The following is a 20,967-nucleotide window of genomic DNA, read 5'->3' as shown; positions in this document are numbered from 1 at the left end:
TTGAACCGTCGGCCCCAGAACCGTCGGCCCCTTGAACCGCTGAAGCCCTGACCCCTGCTCCCCCGCCCGGCCCCTGGAGCGTCCGCCGTCCGTCAGTCGAGTGCCTTCTCGAACCAGTGCTGGGCGTACGGGCCCGAGTTGTACGCGGGTATCTCCGCGTAACCGTGCTTCGCGTAGAGCCCGCGGGCCTCCACCAGGTCCGTGCGCGTGTCCAGCCGGATCCGTGTCGCGCCCAGGCCGCGCGCGGCGTCCTCCAGGGCGCAGAGGAGGGCCGCCCCGCCGCCGGTGCCCCGGGCGTCCGGGCTGACGTACACCCGGGTGAGCTCGGCGGTGCCCGGATCGAGCAGGCGTATCCCCCCGCAGGACGCGGGCCGTCCGCCCAGGCGTCCCACCACGAACGCGCCGGTGGGCGGGGCCAGGCCGTCGGCCGGGTCGTCCAGCAGGCCCTGGTCGATCTCCGCCTCGCTGACGGACCGTTTCCAATACCGGCCGGCGACCTCGGCGTAATAGGCGCGGCGCAGGGTCGTGGCGTCCGGGGTGGTGACGGGCTCCGGTGCGACGCACCACGTCCGGTCCGCCGTGTCGTGCGCGGTCTCGTGCGCGGTCTCGTGCGTGCGCTGCTTCGCGTTCCACTTCGTGCCCTTGGCCGGGTCCTTGCCCGGGTTCTTGGCCGCGTCCTCGATCGTGCTCTTGATCGTGTTCTGGTTCATGGCGTCATTGTGGAGTTGCGGCGAATTCTGTCGCGTGGAATATCCACAGCCACGGCCCGATGATGAGAAAAGCTGATAAATCTGTCCCGAGAAGGGGGACCGTCATGTCGCAGCACCCGGACTGTGCCCTGGTCCGCCGCGGTTACGAGGCCTTCGGCAAGGGCGACATGGAGACACTGGGCACGCTGATGACGGCGGACGTCATCCACCATGTGCCCGGCACCCACCCGCTCTCCGGACACCACAAGGGCAGGGAGGCCGTCCTCGACCTCTACCGGAGGATGGGCGAGGAGACGAACGGCACCATGTACGTGGAGCTGGAACGGGTGATGGCGGACGGGCGCGGGCACGCGATCGCCGTCCACAAGTGGCACGCCGACCGTGGCGACCGCGGCATCGAGGAACACGGCGCGATGTTCTTCACCATCGTCGGCGGCAAGATCACGGACATCGACGAGTGCAGTGAGGACATCGACGAGGAGAACGCCTTCTGGAGCTGAGCGGCTGCTCCTTCCCCACCCCGGCCCACCTCGCCGGCCCCGGCCCGCCCGGGCCCGCCCACAGCGGGCGGGCCCGGGCGCCAGGTCAGGAGGACTGCTTCGGAGAGGCCTGCTGGACCACCTCGAAAGACCACAGGGTGGAGCCGGAAGCGGCCGGCCTGGGGCGCTCGGCGCCGCCCTCGCCGCCGGCGGTGCCCTGGTGCGCCGCCTTCATCGGGCCTTCCATCCACGCCTGGAAGGCCGCCTCGTCACGCCACCGCGTGTACACGAGGTACTGGTCCGTACCCTCCATCGGACGGAGCAGCTCGAACCACTCGAACCCGTCCGAGTTCTCCACCGAGCCGGCCCGCGACGCGAACCGCTGCTCCAGGACTTCCCGCTGCTCCGCCGGGACCGTCAACGCGTTGATCTTCACGATGCTCATGCCGCCATCCTAGGGAAGCCCGTACGCCCGACCTTCCCGGGACAGGCCGGTTGACGTTCCGCCCCGGGATATCGTCGTCCCGGGTAATTGAGCGCGGCAGCCAGGCGAAGTCGGGGTTGCAGGCAACAGGGCGGGAGGCCGGCGGGGCGTGGCGAATGCGTCGGAGCACAGCGGGGCGAAAGGCCATGCCGGGGTCATAGGCCGAAGCGGTGAAGGCGCGCGGCTGGGGGCCGCACGCATCGTGCTCTGGGGTCTGGCCGCCGTACTCGCCGTGCGGCAGGCCGCGGTGGTGCTGCGGGTGCCGCCGGGCGAGTGGCTGACCGGCATCTACCTGCCCGACCTGGCCCCCGGCTCGCTCTATGACAGCGGACTGTTCACCGGCAGCCCCTTCGCGGGCATGGTCCTGCGCCCCCTGACCGGTCTCGCCGACCAGTCCCTGGAGATCGCCTGGACCCTCGTCACCCTGCTCTCCGTCGCCGCCGTCGGGCTGGTGGCGGCCCGCGGCCTGCCCGATCCGGTGCCCCGCCGCACCGCCCTGCTCGCCGCCCCCGTACTGGTCGCCCTGATGATGGTCTCCCTCCCCGTCCGGGAGGCCGCCTTCCCCGGCCAGACCGCCGTACTGCCCGTGCTGCTGGTGCTGTTCGCCCTGTTCCGGGTCCCCGGTGACCGCCCCGCCGGCGTGCTCACCGGCCTGGCCGCCGCACTCCAGCCCGCCCTGCTGCTCTTCACCCCGCTGCTGTGGCTGACCGGCCGCCGGTCCGCCGCCAAGGCCACCGCCGGGACCTTCGCCGCCGCGTCCCTGCTCGCCCTGGTGACGCTGCCCCGCGACTCGTGGACGTACTGGGTGGACCACATGGCCGGCACCCGTCTCGGCGGCAGCCCGGACAGCCTCGCCAACCAGTCCGTGCACGGCGCGCTGCTCCGCTTCGGGCTGGCCGGCACCGGCGAGACGGCCCTGTACCTCGTCCTCGCCGGTGCCGTCGCCCTCGTCGGGCTGCGCCGCGCCGTCCGCTACGCCCGCGACGGCCAGCTGCTGCTGGCCGTGGCCGTGACCGGCTGCGTCGCCGTCGCCGTGTCCCCGACCGGCTGGCGTCACCAGCTGCTCTGGGTGCTGCTGGCGGTGGCCGGCAAGGTGGGCCGCAGGGCCGCGGACCGGCCCGTGTGGCCGGTGGCCGTGGTGCTGGTGATGACCCTGCCCAGCACGGTGCTGCTGCCGAACATGGCCGCGATGGCGCCCGTACGCGACAACGTGCTGCTGCTCGCGGCCGTCGCGGCGGCCTGCGCCGTGCCCTTCCTGCCGCGCAGTTCGCCGTACTGGCGGGAGCCGGTGCCCACCTCCTACGGGAGCCCGGCCGCGGCCCGCTGGCAGCGGATCCCCCTCATGCCGTTCTGGCGGCGCGTGCTCAGCCGCCCCAACCTGCTGCTGGAACTGCTGCTCATCCGGGTCGGCTACTCGATGTACTCGCACATCCGGGCCGCCGCACCGAACAGCCGTGAGGTGGCCGAGAGCAACGCGCACACCGTCCTCTCCGCGGAACGGGCCCTCGGCATCGACATCGAGCACGCCGTCAACCAGGCGGTGGTGCGCACGGAGTGGCTGGAGGACTTCTTCAACTTCTACTACACCTCCTTCCACTTCGTGATCCCGCTGAGCATCCTGGCGCTCCTCTACTGGCGGCGCCCCGCCGACTACCGGTGGGCCCGCGCCTCCCTCGGCCTGGCCACGCTCATCGCCCTCTTCGGCTTCTGGCTGTTCCCGCTCGCGCCGCCGCGGCTCATGCCCGGCCTCGGCTTCACCGACACCGTGCACGGCCCGCAGGACCTCGCCAACCCGTCGTACGGCGCCATGACCGCCATCTCCAACCAGTACGCGGCGATGCCCTCGCTGCACTTCGGCTGGTCGCTGTGGTGCGGCATCGTGATCGTCGCGATAGCGCCCAAGGCCTGGCAGAAGCTGCTCGGGGCGCTGCACCCGGTCGTCACGGTGTGCGCGATCGTCGCCACCGCCAACCACTGGCTGCTCGACGCCGTGGGCGGCGCCCTGGTGGTCGGCACCGGGTTCGCCCTCGTCCACGTGCTGTCCGGGCCGCGGCAGCTCCGGGTGCGGGTGCCGGCGCAGCGCGCCACACCCGCGGTCGGCGGCGAGGAGGCCCAGGTCAGGACAGCCGCCGGCAATCGCTAGCCCCGACCTGCCCCGACCCGACTCGCCCCGATTCCGACCGAGCCCCGTCCACAGCCCCGTCCACAGCCCCGTCCACAGCCCGGGGCGGGACGGGCCCGCGGTCGTAAACTGGAGGAGACCCGCGTCAGGCTCGCCCAGAGTCCGATGGATGGCTCCGGGCCCGAGGAAAGGGACGGGCCGCCATGGCCGAACGGCCGATTCCCCTCGGGCCCGGAGCCACCGTCTGGGCACCGGAGACGGTCACGACCGACCCGTACAACGCGCAGACGCCCTCGGCCGCGCTGGCCGAACCGGTCACCCCGGTGGGCGCCTTCTTCGTCCGCGACCACTTCGGGATCCCCGAGACCGCGCCCCGCACCTGGCGGCTCCGGATCGACGGCGCCGTCGCCGCCCCCTTCGAGCTCGGCTACGAGGACCTGCGGGCGATGGAACACCGGGAACTCGACGTGGTCCTGGAGTGCGCGGGCAACGGCCGCGCCCTGATGACCCCGCGCCCGCCCGGCCTGCCCTGGGGCCAGCGGGCGGTCGGCTGTGCCCGGTTCGCCGGAGTGCCCTTCCGCGCCCTCGCCGCGCGAGCCCTGATCCAGCCGGGAACGGTGGAGATCGTCTTCGCCGGAGCCGACTCCGGCACCGTGCACGACCGCCGGGTGCGGTTCGAGCGCAGCCTCCCCCTGGCCCTCGCCCTCCACCCGGACACCCTCCTGGCCACCCGGATGAACGGCGCGCCCCTCTCGGCGGAGCACGGGGCCCCGGTCCGCCTGGTGGTCCCCGGGAGGTACGCGGTCGCCGACGTGAAATGGCTGACCGGGGTGCGGGCCGTCACCGAGCCGTTCACCGGCGTGTTCCAGGCCGAGGAGTACGTCTACGAGGACGCGCGGGGCATCCCCGAAGGGCCCGTGAGCACGGTCCGGGTCAAGTCCATCGTCACCGCGCCCGAACCGGACACGGCCGTGCTCCGCGACCACGAGACCGTCGTACGCGGCCGGGCCTGGTCCGGCGGGGGCTTCCAGGTACGGAAGGTCGAGGTGAAAGCCGTCTTCCAGGACGACGATCCCGGACCCGGCCCCGGACCCGGCCCCGGCCCGGACCGGTGGACCGCGGCGGCCGGGGAACGGGCCGGAGACCGGCCGCAGGCCGCGGACTGGCAGGAGGCCGTGCTGGAACCCCCGGCCGGCCCGTACGCCTGGGCCGGCTGGTCCTTCCGCTGGACCCCGCACCGCCCCGGCCCGTACCGGCTGCTGGCCCGCGCCGCCGACACGCACGGCGACATCCAGCCCGTACGGACGCCGTGGAACGCCCGCGGCTACGGCTGCAATCCGGTGGCCTCCGTCGACGTGGTCGTCGTATGAGACACGACCCCGGTGGTGTGATTTGACGTGACGGGATGTGACGGACGGACTGACTGACTAACTGACTGGCGGAGAGACGGACGGACGGACCCACGGCGGTGATGACGTGCACGAGATCGAGACGGTGACCACCACCGGGCTGGGAGACACCAGCTACCTCCTGGTCAGCGGCGACGAGGCCGCGCTGGTCGACCCGCAGCGCGACAGCTGGGACCTCGTGGCCTCGTGCGCCGCACGGAAGCTCCGCATCCGGTACGTCCTGGAGACCCACGTGCACAACGACTACGTCTCCGGCGCCCTGGAGGTCCGCGCCGCGACCGGCGCCACCGTGGCCGTCCCGGCCCGCGTCCCGTACGCCTTCGACCACCTGCCGCTCGCCGAGGACGACGAGATCACCCTCGGCGACCTGACCGTGCGCGCCATGTCGACCCCCGGCCACACCGTCGAACACACCTCCTACCTGGTCCTCGACGGTCCCGGCCCGCCCCCCGCGGCCGTGTTCACCGGCGGCAGCATGCTCGTCGGCAACACCGGCCGCACCGACCTGTCCGGCGACGACCTCACCGAGGCGCTCGCCCGCGCCCAGTACCGCACGGTCCGGCGGCTGGCACAGCTCCCCGACCCCACCCGGGTGCTGCCCACGCACGGCGCGGGAAGCTCCTGCGCGGCCGGCCCGGTGTCGGCGGACCGCACCACCACCGTCGGCGCCGAACGGCTCACCAACCCCGCGCTGACCGCGCGGGACGAGGACGAGTTCGTCCGCGGCCGCCTCCTCGGGCTGCCCCCGTACCCCGCCTACTACCGCCACATGGCCCCGATCAACCGGAAAGGACCGGAGGTGCTCGGCCGCCCGCCCGCGCCCCGTCCGCTCACTCCCGAGCAGGTGGAGGGCACGGCCGGGCGCGGAGCGCAGATCGTCGACGGCCGCGACCGCCGCACCTTCGCCGCGGCGCACGTGCCGGGCGCGCTCTGCTTCGAACTGGACGACCGCTTCGCGAGCCTGGTCGGCGAGGTGGTGCCGTTCGGCACCCGCCTGGTGCTGGTCCTGCCCGAGCCCGCCGCGGAAGCCGCGGCCGAAGCGGCCCGCCAGCTGCTGCGCATCGGATACGACGGCATCGCCGGGTACCTGGCGGGCGGCATCGACGCCTGGTCCGCCGCCGGCCACCCGGTGCGCTCCTTCCGCGCCGCCGACGCGGCCGAACTCGCGGCCCGGCTCGACGGCACCCGGGTGCTGGACGTGCGGCCGGAGCGCCCCGAGGGCGGCGTCCCCGGCACGCTCGCCGTCCCCCTCGCCGAACTGCCGCGACGGCTCGGCGAGATGCCCCGGGACCGGGAGATCTGGACGGTCTGCGGCAGCGGCCGCCGGGCGACCATCGCCGCGAGCCTCCTCGACCTGGCGGGCATCCCCGTCACGGCCGTGGTCCGGGGCGGGGTGGGGGAGTTGAGGAACCACCTGCACACGTAGGGGAGGAGAGAAGAGAGGAGAGCACCATGGGAGCCATGGGAGGCAACGGCTACGCACATCCGGAGACCCTGGTGGACACGGACTGGCTGGCCGCACACCTCGACGACGGGACGGTGCGCGTCATCGACGTGGACGAGGACACCACCGCGTACGAACAGGGGCACATACCGGGTGCCCTGGGCTGGAACTGGACCACCGACCTGCACGCCCCCGTCGGCCGCGACTACCTGGACCGCGACGCACTCGGGCGGCTGCTGGCCGAGGCGGGCGTCGACTACGACACCACCGTGATCCTCTACGGCGGCAACAACAACTGGTTCGCCGCGTACGCCTACTGGATCATGCGGCTGCGCGGCTTCAACAAGGTGAAGCTGCTCGACGGCGGCCGCAAGAAGTGGGATCTGGACGGCCGGGAGATGACCAAGGAGGTCAGGCAGTACCAGCGCACCGGCTTCACCGTGACGGGCCAGGAGAACCCGCAGTTCCGGGCGATGCGCGGCGAGGTGTTGCAGAGCGAGAGCGCCGGGTCCGGCGTGCGCATGGTCGACGTCCGCTCCCCGGAGGAGTACCGGGGCGAGAAGCTGGCACCCCCGCACCTCCCGCAGGAGCAGGCCCAGGTGCCGGGCCACATCCCCGGCGCGGCCAACATCCCCTGGGCGCAGGCGGCCAACGACGACGGCACCTTCAAGTCGGCGGACGAGCTGAAGGCCCTGTACACCGGCAAGGACGTCACCTCCGACCGCGAGGTCATCGCCTACTGCCGCATCGGTGAGCGCTCCTCGCACACCTGGTTCGCGCTGCACGAGCTGCTCGGCTATCCGGACGTCAAGAACTACGACGGCTCCTGGACCGAATACGGCTCGCTGGTCGGCGTACCCGTTGAGCTGGGGTCCCGCTGAACAGGGGCCCGGGCACGGGCCCGGGCCGGGGCGGGACGAGCCTCAGGCCGGCGGGACGTTCTGGTAGAAACGCAGCATCCGGGCGGAGTCGGCGACCCGCCACAGGATCGGGCCGGCCAGCACGACCGGGCCCAGCGGGTTCAGCCGGAACTCGAACTCCGTGACGATGCCGCCGTCGCAGACGGAGTGGCCGGGGAAGCTGTGCCCGCCGGAGCGGACGGCGAGCGGCAGTCCGGCGCCGGCGCCGGTGGTGGCCAGCCGCACCGCCGCGATCACGTCCGCGACCCCCGTGCAGTAGGCGATGAGGTCCGGGCGCCGGCTGATCGAGGCGTTCCACACCCGGCGGGACGATTCGTACGCCTCGTCCCCCGGGCGCACCAGCGGTCCCCGGAACGGCGACGGGTCGAGCGCGGCCCTGGCCATCGGCATGGGCATGCTCCCGCTCTGGCATCGGGCGGCCGGAACGGCGCGTGGCCGGATCGGCCGAGGGCGGTCCGGATCAGCCGAGGGTGGTCTGCGGGAGTGAGGTCGAGGCCGGGCCGGTGTCGGCGTCGGTGTCGACGAGTGCCACGATCAGCGGGTTGGGTCCGGCCGGGGCGCCGTCGAGGGCGCGGAGGCGGTAGCGGACCGTGGTGACCGCTTCGCGGGCCAGCGGGGTGCCGCCGGTGAGCTGCCCGTACGGCATGACGTCGTTGGCGATGCGCAGCGGGGCCGGGCGCCAGGAGCCGGTGGCGGGGTCGCGGCGCTCCAGGCGGTAGCCCGGGAGGGTGCCGCCGGGCATCGCCTCCATCTGGAAGGCGAGCAGCAGGTGGCGATAGGCGCGGGTGTTGCCGTTGCGCAGGGTGACGGTGAACTCCCCGGCCGGACCGCCGGGCTTCAGCAGGAGCCGGCCGCCGGGGGTGCCGGCCGTCATCGTGAGCCGGGTGGGGACGGGCGGCCTGGCCACGGCCTTCGAGCCGGTGGCCGGCGTGCCGGTGCCGGGGGCGGGGGAGGCAGCCGGTGCCGCGGAGGCCGAGGAGGCAGGTGAAGTCGACGAGGCCGAGGAGGCTGGCGAGGCCGGCGAGGACGGGGAGGCAGGCGTGGCAGGCATGGCGGGCACGGCCGGCGTGGTGGGGGTGCCTGCCGGGGCCGGTGTGGCCGTCGTCCTGGCCGCCGTACCGGATCCGGGTGCGCAGGCGGCGGTCAGGACCGCGGCGAGGGCTCCGATGAGGAGCGCACGGGTACGGCGCATGTGGTGGTGTCCCTTGGGTGCGGGTCATTCGGTTGCTCGGGGAAACCTAACCGGCCCAGGACACGGGGACGACGAGGACGGATAACGCTTTCGGCTCCGGAGCGGCGCTGCCGGCCCGGCCGCCGGCCGACCGCGGGCCGACCGCAGGCCGACCGCAGGCCGAAGGGGCGCCGGGGCCCGCTCGCCCCGGCGCCCCTTCGGCTGGATCGCCGCTCCTGTCATGATCCGCCCGGGCCGCCCGTTCCGCCACTCGGGCGCGGGCGCGGGCGAGGGGGACGTGGAGGGGATGCGGAGGGGCGGGCAGGGGAGAGGGACGGGGCGGACGCGGTGGCGGCCGCGCCCGCGGACGGCGGGAGCCCGGCGTGGAGGTTGGTCGCCCCCGCCGTCCCGGACCGCCGGGTCAGCCGTGGACGACCCGGAGTTCTTTGATCCCGTTGAGCCAGGCCGCGCGCAGCCGGCGCGGGTCCTCGCCGGCGAGCCGGAGGTCGGGGAGGGCGTCCGCCAGCGCGTTGAAGATCAGGTCGATCTCCAGCACGGCCAGGGACTTGCCCAGGCAGAAGTGCGGGCCGCCGCCGCCGAATCCCAGGTGCGGGTTCGGGTCGCGGGTGATGTCGAAGGCCTCGGGGTTCTCGAAGACCTCGGGGTCGTGGTTGGCGGAGGAGTAGAACATCCCCACCCGGTCGCCCTTCCGGATCTTCCGGCCGCCCAGCTCGGTGTCCTGGGTCGCCGTCCGCTGGAAGGAGACCACGGGGGTGGCCCAGCGGACGATCTCCTCGGCGGCCGTCGAGGGCCGGGCCGTCTTGTACAGCTCCCACTGGTCGGGGTGGGTCAGGAAGGCGTGCATGCCGTGGCTGATCGCGTTGCGCGTGGTCTCGTTGCCCGCGACCGCGAGCAGCAGCACGAAGAAGCCGAACTCGTCCGAGCTCAGGTTGCCCTGCCCCTCGGCGGCAACCAGCTGGGTCACGATGTCCTTGGCCGGGCACTGCTTCCGGTCGGCGGACATGTTCATCGCGTAGCCGATGAGCTCCATCGCCGCCTCGGCGCCGACCTCCTCGGTGATGGCGTACTCCGGGTCGTCGTACGCGATCATCTTGTTCGACCAGTCGAAGATCTTCGCGCGGTCCTTCTGCGGGACGCCGATCAGTTCGGCGATGGCCTGCAGCGGCAGCTCGCACGCGATCCGGGTGACGAAGTCGAAGGATCCCCCGCGCGCCGCTTCCCTGGCCTCGGCGACGATCTGCCCGGCCCGGTGGCGCAGGGCCTCCTCCAGGCCGCGGATGGCGCGCGGGGTGAAACCGCGCTGCACGATCTGGCGGACGCGGGTGTGCTCCGGCGGATCCATGTTCAACATGATCAGCCGCTGGGCATCTATCTGTTCGCGCTGGATGTGCCCGTTGAAGCGGATGATCGCGGTGTTGGTGCGGGAGGAGAAGAGTTCCGGGTGCGTGGAGACGTACTTGACGTCCGCGTGCCGGGTGACGGCCCAGTACCCGTCGTCGTCGAAGCCGGTGATGCCGCGGGGTTGCGGGCACCACCAGACCGGGGCGGTCTGCCGCAGCTGCGCGAACTCCGGGTAGGGGACGCGGGACTGGAGGAGATCGGGGTCCGTGGCGTCGAAGCCCTCGGGCAGCGCGGGACAGGTCATCGGGGCTCTCCACATCTGATCTGATCCGATCCGACTGAATTCTGACGGCCCATCAGAAACTTGTCCTGAACGTAGTAACGAGTTCCAGAAGTGGCAAGGGTCGCGGCAGCAACTGTTGCGCGGCGCCGCGTGTGGATACGGTGCACAAGGCGTGCAAGACCCTTGCGTGACAGGGCTGATGGCCACTAAGACTGCGGAGAGAACTAGAACGCGTACTAGTTACCTCGGGTAGCCGGCGTCGCGTGCTGGTTCGATCCGGTCTGGTTCGGTTCGGTTCAGGTCAGGTCAGGTCAGGTCAGCGGGGCGCCGGGACGGCCCGCTGTGCAGCAAGTGCAGGAGAGGACGAGCTCATGGCCGCGGAACCCGTCATCGTCGAAGCCGTACGCACCCCCATCGGCAAGCGCGGCGGCGCGCTCGCCAACCTCCACCCCGCCTACCTGCTGGGCGAGACCTACCGCGAGCTGCTCGCCCGTACGGGCATCCAGCCCGACTGCGTCGAGCAGATCGTCGGCGGTACCGTCACGCACGCCGGCGAACAGTCCATGAATCCCGCCCGGACCGCCTGGCTCGCGATGGGCCTGCCGTACGAGACCGCCGCGACCACCGTGGACTGCCAGTGCGGATCCAGCCAGCAGGCCAACCACATGGTCGCCAACATGATCTCCGGCGGGGTCATGGACATCGGCATCGCCTGCGGGGTCGAGGCCATGAGCCGGGTGCCGCTCGGCTCCGGGTCCAAGCACGGCCCGGGCAAGCCCTTCCCGGACGAGTGGAACGTGGACCTGCCGAACCAGTTCGAGGCGGCCGAGCGCATCGCCCGCAACCGCGGACTGACCAGGGAGGACGTGGACCGGCTCGGTCTGCTCTCGCAGGAGCGGGCGGCCGTGGCGTGGTCGGAGGAGCGGTTCAAGCGGGAGACCTTCGCCGTGCAGGTGCCGACCACGGAGGAGGAGCAGCATGCCGGTCAGGGCATGTGGCGGCTGGTGGACCGGGACGAGGGCCTGCGCGACACGTCGATGGAGGCGCTGGCCCGGCTCAAGCCGGTCATGCCGACGGCCGTGCACACCGCCGGGAACTCCTCCCAGATATCCGACGGCGCGGCCGCCGTGATGTGGGCCTCGCGCAAGATGGCCCGTGCGCTGAAGCTGAAACCGCGGGCCCGGATCGTCGCGCAGACCCTGGTCGGAGCGGATCCGCACTACCACCTGGACGGGCCGATCGACGCGACCCGGGCGGTGCTCGGCAAGGCCGGCATGTCGCTGAAGGACATCGACCTGGTCGAGATCAACGAGGCGTTCGCCTCGGTGGTGCTGAGCTGGGCCAAGGTCTTCGACCAGGACCTGGAGAAGGTGAACGTCAACGGCGGGGCGATCGCGCTGGGGCATCCGGTGGGGGCCACCGGCGCCCGCCTGATCACCACCGCCCTGCACGAGCTGGAACGGCGTGACAAGGAGTTCGCGCTGATCACGATGTGTGCCGGCGGTGCGCTCGCCACCGGCACGATCATCCAGCGGCTCTGACGCCGTGAATGCGTGAGCGCGCGACTGTGTGAGCGCGTGAGCGCGTGAGGCCGCGCCCCTGGCGGGCGCGGTGCCGGCGGGTGCGCAGGGGCGCCGCCGGCCCAAGGACCCTGTGGGATGGGATGCGGAAGGCCCCGGTGGCCGGACCTGGGGAGGTCGGTCAACCGGGGCCTTCGCGTGCGTCCGGGTCGGCGCCGTCGCGCCGTTCTCCGACGCGCGGTGTGCCGTCGCGCTGTGCGCGGACTGGCCCTCTGCCGTCGCGTCGGGTGTCTGCGTGCGGCGGGCGGTCGCGTCGGGCGCCTACCGGCCGTGTGCCGTCACGTCGTGCGGTGGTGCTGGCGGTGCTGGTGGTGCTGCTGGTACGGCTGCCGCTGGTGCTGCCGCCGGTACTGCCGGTGCTGTCGCGCCGTGTGCGCGGAGCTGCCATCGGCTTAGTACCAGTGGTTGGCCTGCCAGAAGTTCCAGGCGCCGACGGGGGAGCCGTAGCGGGAGTTCATGTAGTCCAGGCCCCACTTGATCTGGGTGGCCGGGTTGGTCTTCCAGTCGGCGCCGGCCGAGGCCATCTTCGAGGCCGGCAGGGCCTGCATCAGGCCGTAGGCGCCGGAGGAGGCGTTGGTGGCGGAGGGGTTCCAGCCGCTCTCGTGCTCGACGATCTTGCTGAAGGCGGCGAACTGGGCCGGGTCCTTGATCATCTGCTGGGCGATCGCCTTGGCGCCACCGGGAGCGGCCTGCGCCGGAACCGAGGCGAGCAGGGAACCGGCGGCGGCGAGGCCGACCACGGTGCCCGCAAGGGTCTTCTTGGAAGCGGCGATGCGGCGGATGGCGGAGATGTTCAAGGGAGGGCCTTTCGTCGGGAACAGGGAAGTCGCGTGCATGCCGAAGACATGCGTGAGCCACTCACGCGGAGGAGAGGGGTTCGTCTGCGGCGGGCGGTCGACCCGGCCGCCGTGGCGACGAGAACCAGTTAGCCAGGCCGCCGACGGGCTGGCAACGACCCCCGTCTACGAGCGGGGGTAGTGGGAGGTGCGGAAGGGCCCGGTCATGCGGCGGAAGGGTGCCCGTCGGGGCTACTGTCCCGGGTCGTATGTGACCTGGGTCCTGTGGGGCGCCTCACCGGGTAGGGGCCTGAATCTCACCTTCTGTGGTTGGTTGTACCTGTTTTGGGGGTGTGTCCTGGGCCACTTCGCCCCCGGTTTCGAAGGTGGCGGAGGCGTCGAACGCCGCTTTCCGAGTCGCCCGGCGGAGTGCCCGCAGCACGGTGGCGCCGAGGAGGAGGGTCAGTACGGCGGTCAGCACGGCCCGGCCCAGGTCCCAGCCGAGGGAGGTGGCGAGGTAGTAGGCGACGAACCGGGCGAGGTTCTCCGGCAGCGGGTCGCCGGCCTGGAAGGAGATGCTCTCGGCGTACCGGTAGAACACCCAGCCCTGCAGGTTCATCACCAGGCCGTACCCGAACGAGGCGAGGAACCCGTACGCCGCCAGCAGGCACAGCTCGGCGCGGCCGCGGAGCCGGCCCCGGCCGGGCAGCAGGCCCGCGCCCAGCGCGAACCAGCCCAGGGAGAGCATCTGGAACGGCATCCACGGGCCCACCCCGCCGGTGAGCAGGGCGGACGCGAACATGGTGACGGCGCCCAGGACGAACCCGAAGCCGGGGCCGAGGACCCGCCCGCTCAACACCATCAGGAAGAACATGGGCTCCAGCCCGGCGGTGCCCGCACCGAGCGGGCGCAGGGCGGCGCCGACCGCGGCGAGGACCCCGAGCATGGCCACGGCCTTGGCGTCCATGCCGTCGTCGGCGATGGTCGCGACCACCACGGCCACGAGGAGCGGCAACAGCGCGGCGAACAGCCAGGGGGCGTCCTGGGAGTGCGCCAGGCCGGACTGCCCGGAGGCGAGGAGCGGCCAGCCGAAGGCGGCGATGCCGATGAGGGTGACCAGGGCGAGGGCGACGGCGGCGCGCGGGCCGATCGGGACGGGGCGGGAGGTGCGTGCGACCCGTGCGGTGCGGGACGTACGGCGGGTGAGAGGGGTGCGGCTCACAGGTCGGCCGCTCCCGTGGCCGGCCGGCGGCCCGGGGCCTGGGCCGGGCCGCTGCGGTAGGTGCGGCCGGGGCGGGGGACGGGGTCCGCGGCGTCGTCCGGGGCGGGTGTGTCGGGCAGGGCCTCGGCGACCTGCGACACCGTGAGCCAGGGAGCCGGTGCGAGGATCTTCGCGACCTGTGGGGAGAAGGCGGGGGAGGAGACCACGACCTCGGCCGTCGGACCGTCCGCCACGATCTCGCCCCCGGCGAGGATGACCACGCGGTGTGCGAGTTCGGCGGCGAGCTCCACGTCGTGCGTGGCGAGCACGATGGCGTGGCCGTCGGCCGCGAGGTCCCGCAGCAGCTCGATCAGCCGGGCCTTCGCGGCGTAGTCCAGGCCACGGGTCGGCTCGTCGAGCAGCAGGAGGGCGGGCCGGCCGGTCAGCACCAGCGCGAGGGCGAGGGCGAGGCGCTGGCCCTCGGAGAGGTCGCGGGGGTGGGTGTCGTCCGCGACGTCCGGGAGCAGCGCGGACACCAGGGCCCGGCAGGTGCCGGGAGCGGCGCCGGCGTCGGCGTCGGCCGCCGCGCACTCCGCCGCGACGGTGTCGGCGTAGAGGAGGTCGCGGGGGTCCTGGGGGACGAGGCCGACGCGCCGCACCATGGCGCGGGGCGGGGTGCGGTGGGGGGTGGCGCCGCCGACGGTGAGGGACCCCGAGGCGGGTGCGAGCATGCCGACCAGCGTGGCGAGGAGGGTGGACTTCCCGGCGCCGTTGCGGCCCATCAGGGCGATGGTCTCGCCCGGCGCGACGGTCAGGTCGACGGCGCGGAGGGTTTCGGTGCGGCCGCGGCGAACGGTCAGCGATTCCGCTGCGGCGAGCGGGGTGGGGCCGGGCCGTGGCTGCGGGGGCGCGGCCAGGGTGCGCCGGAGCCGGCGGAGGATCGCCCCACCCCGCCCCTTCCCGAAACTTGGGGCTCCGCCCCAAGACGCCGTGTCCCGGGGCTCGGCCCCGTGCCCCGCCGGGGCTGCGCCCCCGGGCCCGTCGTGCCCGGGCGCCGCCCCGCACCCGGCAGGGGCTGCGCCCCCGGGCGCCGTGGGGGTGGCCGGGACGGTGCGTCCGAAGGCCGCGCGGGCCGCCGGGGGCGGAGTTGCCGGAAGGCGGTCGTGGAGGGTGGGGGCCTGGCGGCGGGCGTCGCGGACGGAGAGGGGGAGGGGGTGCCAGCCGGCCAGGCGGCCGAGGGCGACCACCGGGGGGTGGACGGGGGAGATCGCCATGATGTCCGCGGGGGTGCCGAGGACCGGCGTCGCGCCGGGCGCTTCCAGGAGCAGGAGCCGGTCGGCGTACTGGACCACGCGCTCCAGGCGGTGTTCCGCCATCAGCACCGTGGTGCCCAGGTCGTGCACCAGCCGCTGGAGGACCGCCAGGACCTCCTCCGCGGCCGCCGGGTCCAGCGCGGACGTGGGCTCGTCCAGCACCAGCACCTTCGGGTGCGTGGTCAGCACCGAGCCGATCGCCACGCGCTGCTGCTGCCCGCCCGAGAGGGTGCTGAGCGGCCGGTCGCGGAGTTCGCCCAGGCCCAGCAGGTCCAGGGTCTCCTCCACCCGGCGGCGCATGACGGCGGGTGCCAGCCCCAGCGACTCCATGCCGTACGCGAGTTCGTCCTCGACGGTGTCGGTGACGAAGTGGGCCTGCGGGTCCTGGCCGACGGTGCCCACCACGTCCGCGAGCTCACGCGGCCGGTGGGTGCGGGTGTCCCGCCCCGCGACGGTGACCCGGCCGCGCAGGGTGCCGCCGGTGAAGTGCGGGACCAGGCCGGAGACCGCGCCGAGGAGGGTGGACTTGCCGACCCCCGAGGGGCCGACGAGCAGGGTCAGCTCGCCTTCCGGGATCGTCAGGTCGGCGTTCCGGAGCGCGGGCTCGGGCGCGCCGTCGTAGCACAGGGAGACCTGCTCGAAGCGGATCACGGGTTACGACGCCTCCTTCGGCGGTACGGGCGCCACGAAGGCGGGGAGCAGGCCGATGAGGACGGCGGCCGCGGGCCAGAGCGGAAGTCCCGGGGCGAGCAGCGGCACCACGCCCGGCTTCAGGGCGGCCGGGTCGGCGGCCGCCGCCTGGATCATCAGGGCGGCGACGGCCGCGCCCGAGCCCGCGACCAGCCAGGACCGCGGGCCCCAGCGGTCGGGCCGGTAGCGGGTGCGGACGCTGCGCCGGCCGCCGAGCCGGAGTCCGGCCAGGGCCAGCGCGAGCCCGCCGAGCAGCACCGGCAGGCCGTACGCGGCGCCCGCGGCGGCGAGCAGCCCGTACGTGCCGGCGCAGATGCCGACCAGGCCGCCGAGGGTGAGGACGGCGGTGGTGCGGCGCACGGCGGGCGGGACCGCGGCGGTGCGGCCGTAGCCGCGGGCGTCCATGGAGGCGGCGACGGCCACGGAGCGTTCCAGCGCGCCCTCCAGGACGGGCAGGCCGATCTGGGCGATGGCCCGCACGCCGCCGGTGGGGCGGCCGCGCAGCCGGCGGGCGCGGCGGAGGCGGGCGACGTCCGCGACCATGTTCGGCGCGAAGGTCATGGCGACGACGACGGCGACCCCGGCCTCGTAGAGCGCGGCCGGGAGGGACTTGAGCAGACGGGCCGGGTTGGCGAGGGAGTTGGCAGCGCCGATGCAGACGAGGAGGGCGGCCAGCTTGGCACCGTCGTAGAAGGCGAAGACCAGCTGCTCGGCGGTGACCCGGCCGCCGAAGCGGATGCCCTGTGCCCAGGCGGGCAGCGGGACCTCGGGCAGGGTGAAGAGGACGTGCGTGCCGGGGATCGGGGAGCCGAGGAGCACGGAGAAGGCGAGGCGGAGGGCGAGCACGAACAGGCCCAGCTTGATGAAGGCCGCGTAGGAGCGGGCCCAGGGCGCGGTGGTCTCGCGGCGGGCGGCGACGACGTAGCCGGCGACGGCGACGATCAGGCCGAGGAGGAGGGGGTTGGTGGTGCGGGAGGCGGCGGTGGCGAGGCCGAGTGCCCACAGCCACCAGGCTCCGGCGTGCAGGGAGTTGGCGCGGGTCGCCTCCGGGGCTCCCCAGCTCCGCCTCTGGCTCCGCTGGTCGGGGCGCGCCGGTCGGTACGCGGCCCCTTGCGCGGTCGCCCGTGGGGCGGCCGGCCTGCGGGGTGCCGGTGGGGCCGGGGCCCCGGGTGCGCCGGGGGCGGCTTCGCCGTGCCCGGCCTGCGGCCCGGCTGTGTTCCCATCCGCACCACCCGTGCAGGTCGCAGGTCGGGTGCGGGTGGCCCCGGTGGGTGGTGCCGCGCCGTCGGTGGCCGCGGGCCGGTGGTCGGCAGACGCGGCCGTGCCTGGCCCGTCCCCGGCCGGGTCGGGGGCGGCCGTGTCCGCGGCCGGGGACGGCTCCGGCCGGTCATCGGCGTCGACGACCGCAGGCCCGGGGTCGGCCTGGGCCGGCGAGGGCCGGTCGCTGCTGTCGGCGGCCGCGGGCCGGTGGTCGGCCGACGGGGCCGTGTCCGGCCCGTCCCCGGGTCCCTCGTGGCCGGCGGCGGGCGTCGGGTCGTGCGGGGGTGTCATCGGGTGCGGCGGCGGGACTGCCAGATGGCTGCCGCGCCCAGGGCGAGGATCGCGGCGATACCGGCGAGGAGGCCGGCGGAAGGACCGGAGCCGGAGTCATCCGTCAGGTCCGCCGAAGCCGACGCCGAAGCCGGTGCGGGGGACTGGGCCGTGGTCTTCGACGGGGCGTTCGCGACCTGTTCGCCGCAGCCCTGGCGGGGGTAGCCGGAGATCGCGCACAGCAGGGCGGCGCTGTCGTAGCGGAGGGGCTTCGCGACCGAGGCCAGGGCCTCCGCCGCGGTGCCCGCCGGGTCCAGCAGGGCGCAGGCGGTGCGCGGTTCGGCCTGGGGCGGGTTCTCGCCCGAGGGGGCGTCCGCCGGGAGGCCGAAGTCCACGACCACGGCGACCCGCTTCTTGCCGGCGGCGACCGGAGTCGCCCCGCAGATCGCGGCGAACTCCGCCGCCGCCCGGGGTTTGGCGACCTCCGCGGAGGCGTCCCTGCTCACCACGAAGCGGAAGCCCTGCACCGAGCCGTCCGCCGGGCGGGCCGTCGAGGGCCCCAGCGTCGCGTACGACCATCCGCCGTCCGCCGCGCCGTCCCAGAACGACCAGTAGCGGTATCCCGCGGCATGGGCGGGCGCGGCGACGAGGACGGCGAGCACCGCGGCGAGCAGCAGGGACGCGGCGGCGGTCACCCGCTTCACGGCTGCTGCTTCTTGCGGCGGCCGCTCAGCAGGATGCCGATGCCGATACCGGCGGCCGCACCGGCGCCGACCGTCCACCACAGCGCCGAGTTCGAGTCGTTGTCCCCTTCTTCCTTCTCCGTCGGCATGCCGCCGGTGGCCTTCGTCGGGGTCGCCGCCGGGGCCGGGCCCTGGTCGTTCAGGGCCGCCACCAGGTCGGTGCCGCCGAAGGCGCGCGGGTCGGCGCCGCCCGCCTGGGCGGCCAGGACCAGCTGGGCGTACGCGGCCGGGCCGGCCGTCTTCGCCCAGGCGGCGCCGTTCTGCTGCAGCCATGACAGGGGCTTCGCCGCGGCCGCCTTGTGGCCCGCTGCGGCCAGCGCGACCACCGCGTCGGCGGTGTTGCCGAAGTCGGGCTGGTCGGTGGCGCCGGGCATCGCCGACATCAGGTGGTCGCCGGAGGCGGCCATGGTCCGGCTCAGCTGGCCCGCGCCGCCCGCGGCCGCCTGTGCCGGGTCCTTCGCGCCGCCCGCCGCGCAGGCGACCGGGTTCGGGGCGACCGGCTGGTCGGCGCCCGGGGGCGCCACGACCATGCCCTTGCCCAGTACGCCCAGCACGGCCGCGGCGGTCGCGTCCGCGTTGGCGATCAGCTTGCCCGCCTTGTCCGGCTGGAACGCGAACGCGCCGAGGTCCGCGTCCTTGGAGAAGCCCTCCTCCGCGCACGCGAGCTGCAGGCCGCGCAGCGCGTCGTAGGGGGTCTTGCCCGCCTTCGACTTGAGCTCGGCCGGCTTCTCGCCGGCCGCGGCCAGCGCGCCGACCACGATGCCGGTGGAGTTGGCGTCCGTGCCCATGTCCATCGCGCCGCCGGGGCTGTAGCTCCAGCCGCCGTTCTCGTTCTGGACGGACTTCAGCCAGTCCGCCGCCTTCTTCACCTGCGCCTCGTGCCCGCCGAGCGCGGCCAGCGCCTGCACGGCCGCCGCCGTGGCGTTGGTGTCGAGCACGGTCGAGGCGTCACAGGCCTTGGCGGGGTCCGGGCGGAACGCGGCGAAGGCGCCGTTCGCGCACTGCTGGCCGGTCAGCCAGTCCACCGCCTGAGGCGCCGGCTTCACCCCGGCGACGTCCTGCGCGACGAAGGCCAGCGACTGGCGGAAGACGCCGTCGTAGGTCGGGTCGGCGGTGCCGTAGAGACCGGAGGGGACGACCACCGGGGACGGTGAGGGGGACGGCGCGGCGAGGGCGGTGGAGGCGGCGGCCGCGCACAGCGCGGTGGAGGCGGCGAGCGTGGCTGCGCTGCGGCGGATGTTCATGGCGGGGCGGGTGCCTCTTCTGCTGGGGAGCGGGAGGCAGGCGCGCCCGGACGGGCGCCGCGTGCTCCGGCTCCGTTGACCTCGACGGTGCCGGCCACCCTTCCGGCACGGGGCATTCCGGCTTCCCGGCGCCCGGCGGGCGGGGCGGGTTCACGGCTGCGGGTCAGCGCCGGATTCGCACCGGCTTCCCCCCGAACGGAAGTGTTGACGACCCGCCCACTCTACCGGCCCGCCTCCGGGCGGCTCCGCCCCCTCATACCGTTCGGTACGTCACTTCCCTGGCCGGCCTTGCACCGCCTCCCCGTGACCGCTCACACCGCCCGGTACGTCACCGGGGACGAGCCGGGGACGGCCTCCGCGCGGCCCAGCTTCACCAGCCGCCGCAGGTGGGCCTCCGCCTCCGAGACCGCGATGTTGCGGGAGCCGTACGGGATCTGCTCCCAGGGGCGGTTCCACTCCATCCGCTCGGCCAGGGCCCAGGGGGTGAGCGGTTCGGCGCTCAGCAGCCGGTGCAGGCCGGCCAGGCGGTCCTCGTGGTGGGCGAGGAGGGTCCGCACGCGCTGCGGGGCGTCGGTGAAGGCGTGCTGGTGGGCGGGGAGCACCTCGGCCGGGGCGAGCCGGCCGATCCGTTCCAGGGAGTCGAGGTAGTCGCCGAGGGGGTCGGTGACCCGGGTGACCCCGTTCTCGTCGGGGGCCTCGTAGAGGCCGATGTGCGGGGAGATGCCGGGGAGGAGGTGGTCGCCGGAGAAGAGGCGGCCGCTGCCGGGCAGGTTCGCCGGGTGTTCCTCCTCCAGGTGCAGGCAGACGTGGCCGGGGGTGTGGCCGGGGGTCCAGATCGCGCGGAGCCGGCGGCCGGCCAGTGGCAGCAGTTCGCCCGGGACGATGTCCCGGTCGGGGATCGCGGCGCGGAGTCCGGGCAGGGTGCGCATCCTGCCCGCCTCGCGGGCGGCGCGCAGCGGGGCGAGGTGGTCCTCGGGGGCGCCGGCGGCGGCGAGCTTGTCGGCGAGGTAGTCGAGCCAGGTGCCCGGTTCGGCGGCGCGGGTGCGCTGGACGACCTCGGTGTCGGCGGGGTGCATGGCGATCCAGCAGCCGGAGGCCTCGCGGACGTGGCCGGAGAGGCCGTGGTGGTCGGGGTGGTGGTGGGTGATGACCACGCCGTGGACGTCGGAGACGGGGATGCCGAGGGCGGTGAGGCCGGCGGTCAGGGCGTCCCAGGAAGCGGGATCGTCCCAGCCGGTGTCGACGAGGACCGGGCCGCGGTCGGTGTCGAGGACGTGGACGAGGGTGTGGCCCAGGGGGTTGTCGGGGATGGGGACCTTCAGGGAGTGGACCCCGCCGCCGTGGTCGGTCACCTGGGGAGCGGTCGACCGGGGAGTCTCCGACGCTTCCGGCACCGCTGACACCTCTGACATGGGGTCCCCCATCCGGTTTCCGTCTCGTATGGCCACGAGAACTTGTTCCAGTCATCAGTAGTAGCCCAAGTCGACCATCTCGCGCACCTGTTGG

At 74.0% G+C, this 20,967-nt stretch carries 17 protein-coding genes and 1 pseudogene; 6 read left to right on the top strand and 12 right to left on the bottom strand.

Annotated elements, in window-relative coordinates:
• Nucleotides 1–92 precede the first annotated feature (92 nt).
• On the bottom strand, nt 93–521 hold the full coding sequence (locus AC067U_RS07295) for a GNAT family N-acetyltransferase (RefSeq protein WP_478828934.1): 429 nt from the start codon (nt 519–521) through the stop codon (nt 93–95).
• A 293-nt stretch (nt 522–814) separates the two neighbouring features.
• Between AC067U_RS07295 and AC067U_RS07290 the strand changes: the two genes are divergently transcribed.
• Complete coding sequence (locus tag AC067U_RS07290; protein ID WP_478828657.1) at nt 815–1,210, top strand: nuclear transport factor 2 family protein; 396 nt, start codon at nt 815–817, stop codon at nt 1,208–1,210.
• 85 nt (nt 1,211–1,295) lie between these two features.
• Here the strand turns inward: AC067U_RS07290 and AC067U_RS07285 are convergent, their stop codons facing one another.
• Complete coding sequence (locus tag AC067U_RS07285) at nt 1,296–1,634, bottom strand: antibiotic biosynthesis monooxygenase family protein (protein WP_478828656.1); 339 nt, start codon at nt 1,632–1,634, stop codon at nt 1,296–1,298.
• A 148-nt stretch (nt 1,635–1,782) separates the two neighbouring features.
• Between AC067U_RS07285 and AC067U_RS07280 the strand changes: the two genes are divergently transcribed.
• The 4 genes from AC067U_RS07280 to AC067U_RS07265 all read left to right on the top strand — a co-directional run bounded on the left by AC067U_RS07280 (nt 1,783) and on the right by AC067U_RS07265 (nt 7,529).
• The gene (locus tag AC067U_RS07280) at nt 1,783–3,816 is read left to right on the top strand and encodes a bifunctional glycosyltransferase 87/phosphatase PAP2 family protein (protein WP_478828655.1); all 2,034 of its coding nucleotides are present in this window, start codon (nt 1,783–1,785) and stop codon (nt 3,814–3,816) included.
• A gap of 182 nt (nt 3,817–3,998) precedes the next feature.
• Nucleotides 3,999–5,165 carry a molybdopterin-dependent oxidoreductase gene (locus AC067U_RS07275; RefSeq protein ID WP_478828654.1) on the top strand — a complete coding sequence of 389 codons (1,167 nt, stop codon included), beginning with the start codon at nt 3,999–4,001 and terminating at the stop codon, nt 5,163–5,165.
• Nucleotides 5,166–5,271: 106 nt separating this feature from the next.
• The gene (locus AC067U_RS07270; protein ID WP_478828653.1) at nt 5,272–6,630 is read left to right on the top strand and encodes an MBL fold metallo-hydrolase; all 1,359 of its coding nucleotides are present in this window, start codon (nt 5,272–5,274) and stop codon (nt 6,628–6,630) included.
• Nucleotides 6,631–6,656: 26 nt separating this feature from the next.
• The gene (locus tag AC067U_RS07265; protein WP_478828652.1) at nt 6,657–7,529 is read left to right on the top strand and encodes a sulfurtransferase; all 873 of its coding nucleotides are present in this window, start codon (nt 6,657–6,659) and stop codon (nt 7,527–7,529) included.
• Between the two features lie 42 nt (nt 7,530–7,571).
• Here the strand turns inward: AC067U_RS07265 and AC067U_RS07260 are convergent, their stop codons facing one another.
• The 3 genes from AC067U_RS07260 to AC067U_RS07250 all read right to left on the bottom strand — a co-directional run bounded on the left by AC067U_RS07260 (nt 7,572) and on the right by AC067U_RS07250 (nt 10,405).
• A complete protein-coding gene (locus AC067U_RS07260; RefSeq protein ID WP_478828651.1) occupies nt 7,572–7,958 on the bottom strand; it encodes a hypothetical protein in 387 nt (128 codons plus the stop codon).
• A 70-nt stretch (nt 7,959–8,028) separates the two neighbouring features.
• Nucleotides 8,029–8,760 (bottom strand): hypothetical protein, encoded by a 732-nt coding sequence (locus AC067U_RS07255; RefSeq protein WP_478828650.1) that lies wholly within the window; start codon nt 8,758–8,760, stop codon nt 8,029–8,031.
• Nucleotides 8,761–9,160: 400 nt separating this feature from the next.
• Nucleotides 9,161–10,405 (bottom strand): cytochrome P450, encoded by a 1,245-nt coding sequence (locus tag AC067U_RS07250; protein ID WP_478828649.1) that lies wholly within the window; start codon nt 10,403–10,405, stop codon nt 9,161–9,163.
• Nucleotides 10,406–10,755: 350 nt separating this feature from the next.
• Between AC067U_RS07250 and AC067U_RS07245 the strand changes: the two genes are divergently transcribed.
• Nucleotides 10,756–11,925, top strand: coding sequence for a steroid 3-ketoacyl-CoA thiolase (locus tag AC067U_RS07245; RefSeq protein ID WP_478828648.1), 1,170 nt, complete (start codon nt 10,756–10,758; stop codon nt 11,923–11,925).
• A gap of 431 nt (nt 11,926–12,356) precedes the next feature.
• On the opposite strand, the gene AC067U_RS07240 is transcribed toward AC067U_RS07245, so the two are convergent.
• From AC067U_RS07240 to AC067U_RS07210, 7 genes and pseudogenes are all read right to left on the bottom strand, one after another.
• Nucleotides 12,357–12,761, bottom strand: coding sequence for an aggregation-promoting factor C-terminal-like domain-containing protein (locus AC067U_RS07240; protein WP_478828647.1), 405 nt, complete (start codon nt 12,759–12,761; stop codon nt 12,357–12,359).
• A gap of 274 nt (nt 12,762–13,035) precedes the next feature.
• On the bottom strand, nt 13,036–13,962 hold the full coding sequence (locus AC067U_RS07235; RefSeq protein WP_478828646.1) for an ECF transporter S component: 927 nt from the start codon (nt 13,960–13,962) through the stop codon (nt 13,036–13,038).
• Nucleotides 13,959–15,905, bottom strand: a complete 1,947-nt coding sequence (locus AC067U_RS07230; RefSeq protein ID WP_478828645.1) for an ABC transporter ATP-binding protein — start codon at nt 15,903–15,905, stop codon at nt 13,959–13,961. The genes AC067U_RS07235 and AC067U_RS07230 overlap by 4 nt, the downstream gene beginning before the upstream one ends.
• A gap of 3 nt (nt 15,906–15,908) precedes the next feature.
• A pseudogene (locus AC067U_RS07225) lies at nt 15,909–17,012 on the bottom strand (energy-coupling factor transporter transmembrane protein EcfT); the annotation flags it as partial.
• 479 nt (nt 17,013–17,491) lie between these two features.
• On the bottom strand, nt 17,492–18,178 hold the full coding sequence (locus tag AC067U_RS07220; RefSeq protein WP_478828644.1) for an SCO2322 family protein: 687 nt from the start codon (nt 18,176–18,178) through the stop codon (nt 17,492–17,494).
• Nucleotides 18,175–19,461, bottom strand: coding sequence for a prenyltransferase/squalene oxidase repeat-containing protein (locus AC067U_RS07215; RefSeq protein ID WP_478828643.1), 1,287 nt, complete (start codon nt 19,459–19,461; stop codon nt 18,175–18,177). The genes AC067U_RS07220 and AC067U_RS07215 overlap by 4 nt, the downstream gene beginning before the upstream one ends.
• A gap of 311 nt (nt 19,462–19,772) precedes the next feature.
• Nucleotides 19,773–20,873 (bottom strand): MBL fold metallo-hydrolase, encoded by a 1,101-nt coding sequence (locus AC067U_RS07210; protein ID WP_478828642.1) that lies wholly within the window; start codon nt 20,871–20,873, stop codon nt 19,773–19,775.
• Nucleotides 20,874–20,967 lie beyond the last annotated feature (94 nt).

The organism is Streptomyces sp. NPDC043853 (assembly GCF_056436025.1).
The sequence above is the reverse complement of the archived record's forward strand: the minus strand, read 5'-3'. Positions and strand labels throughout refer to the sequence as shown.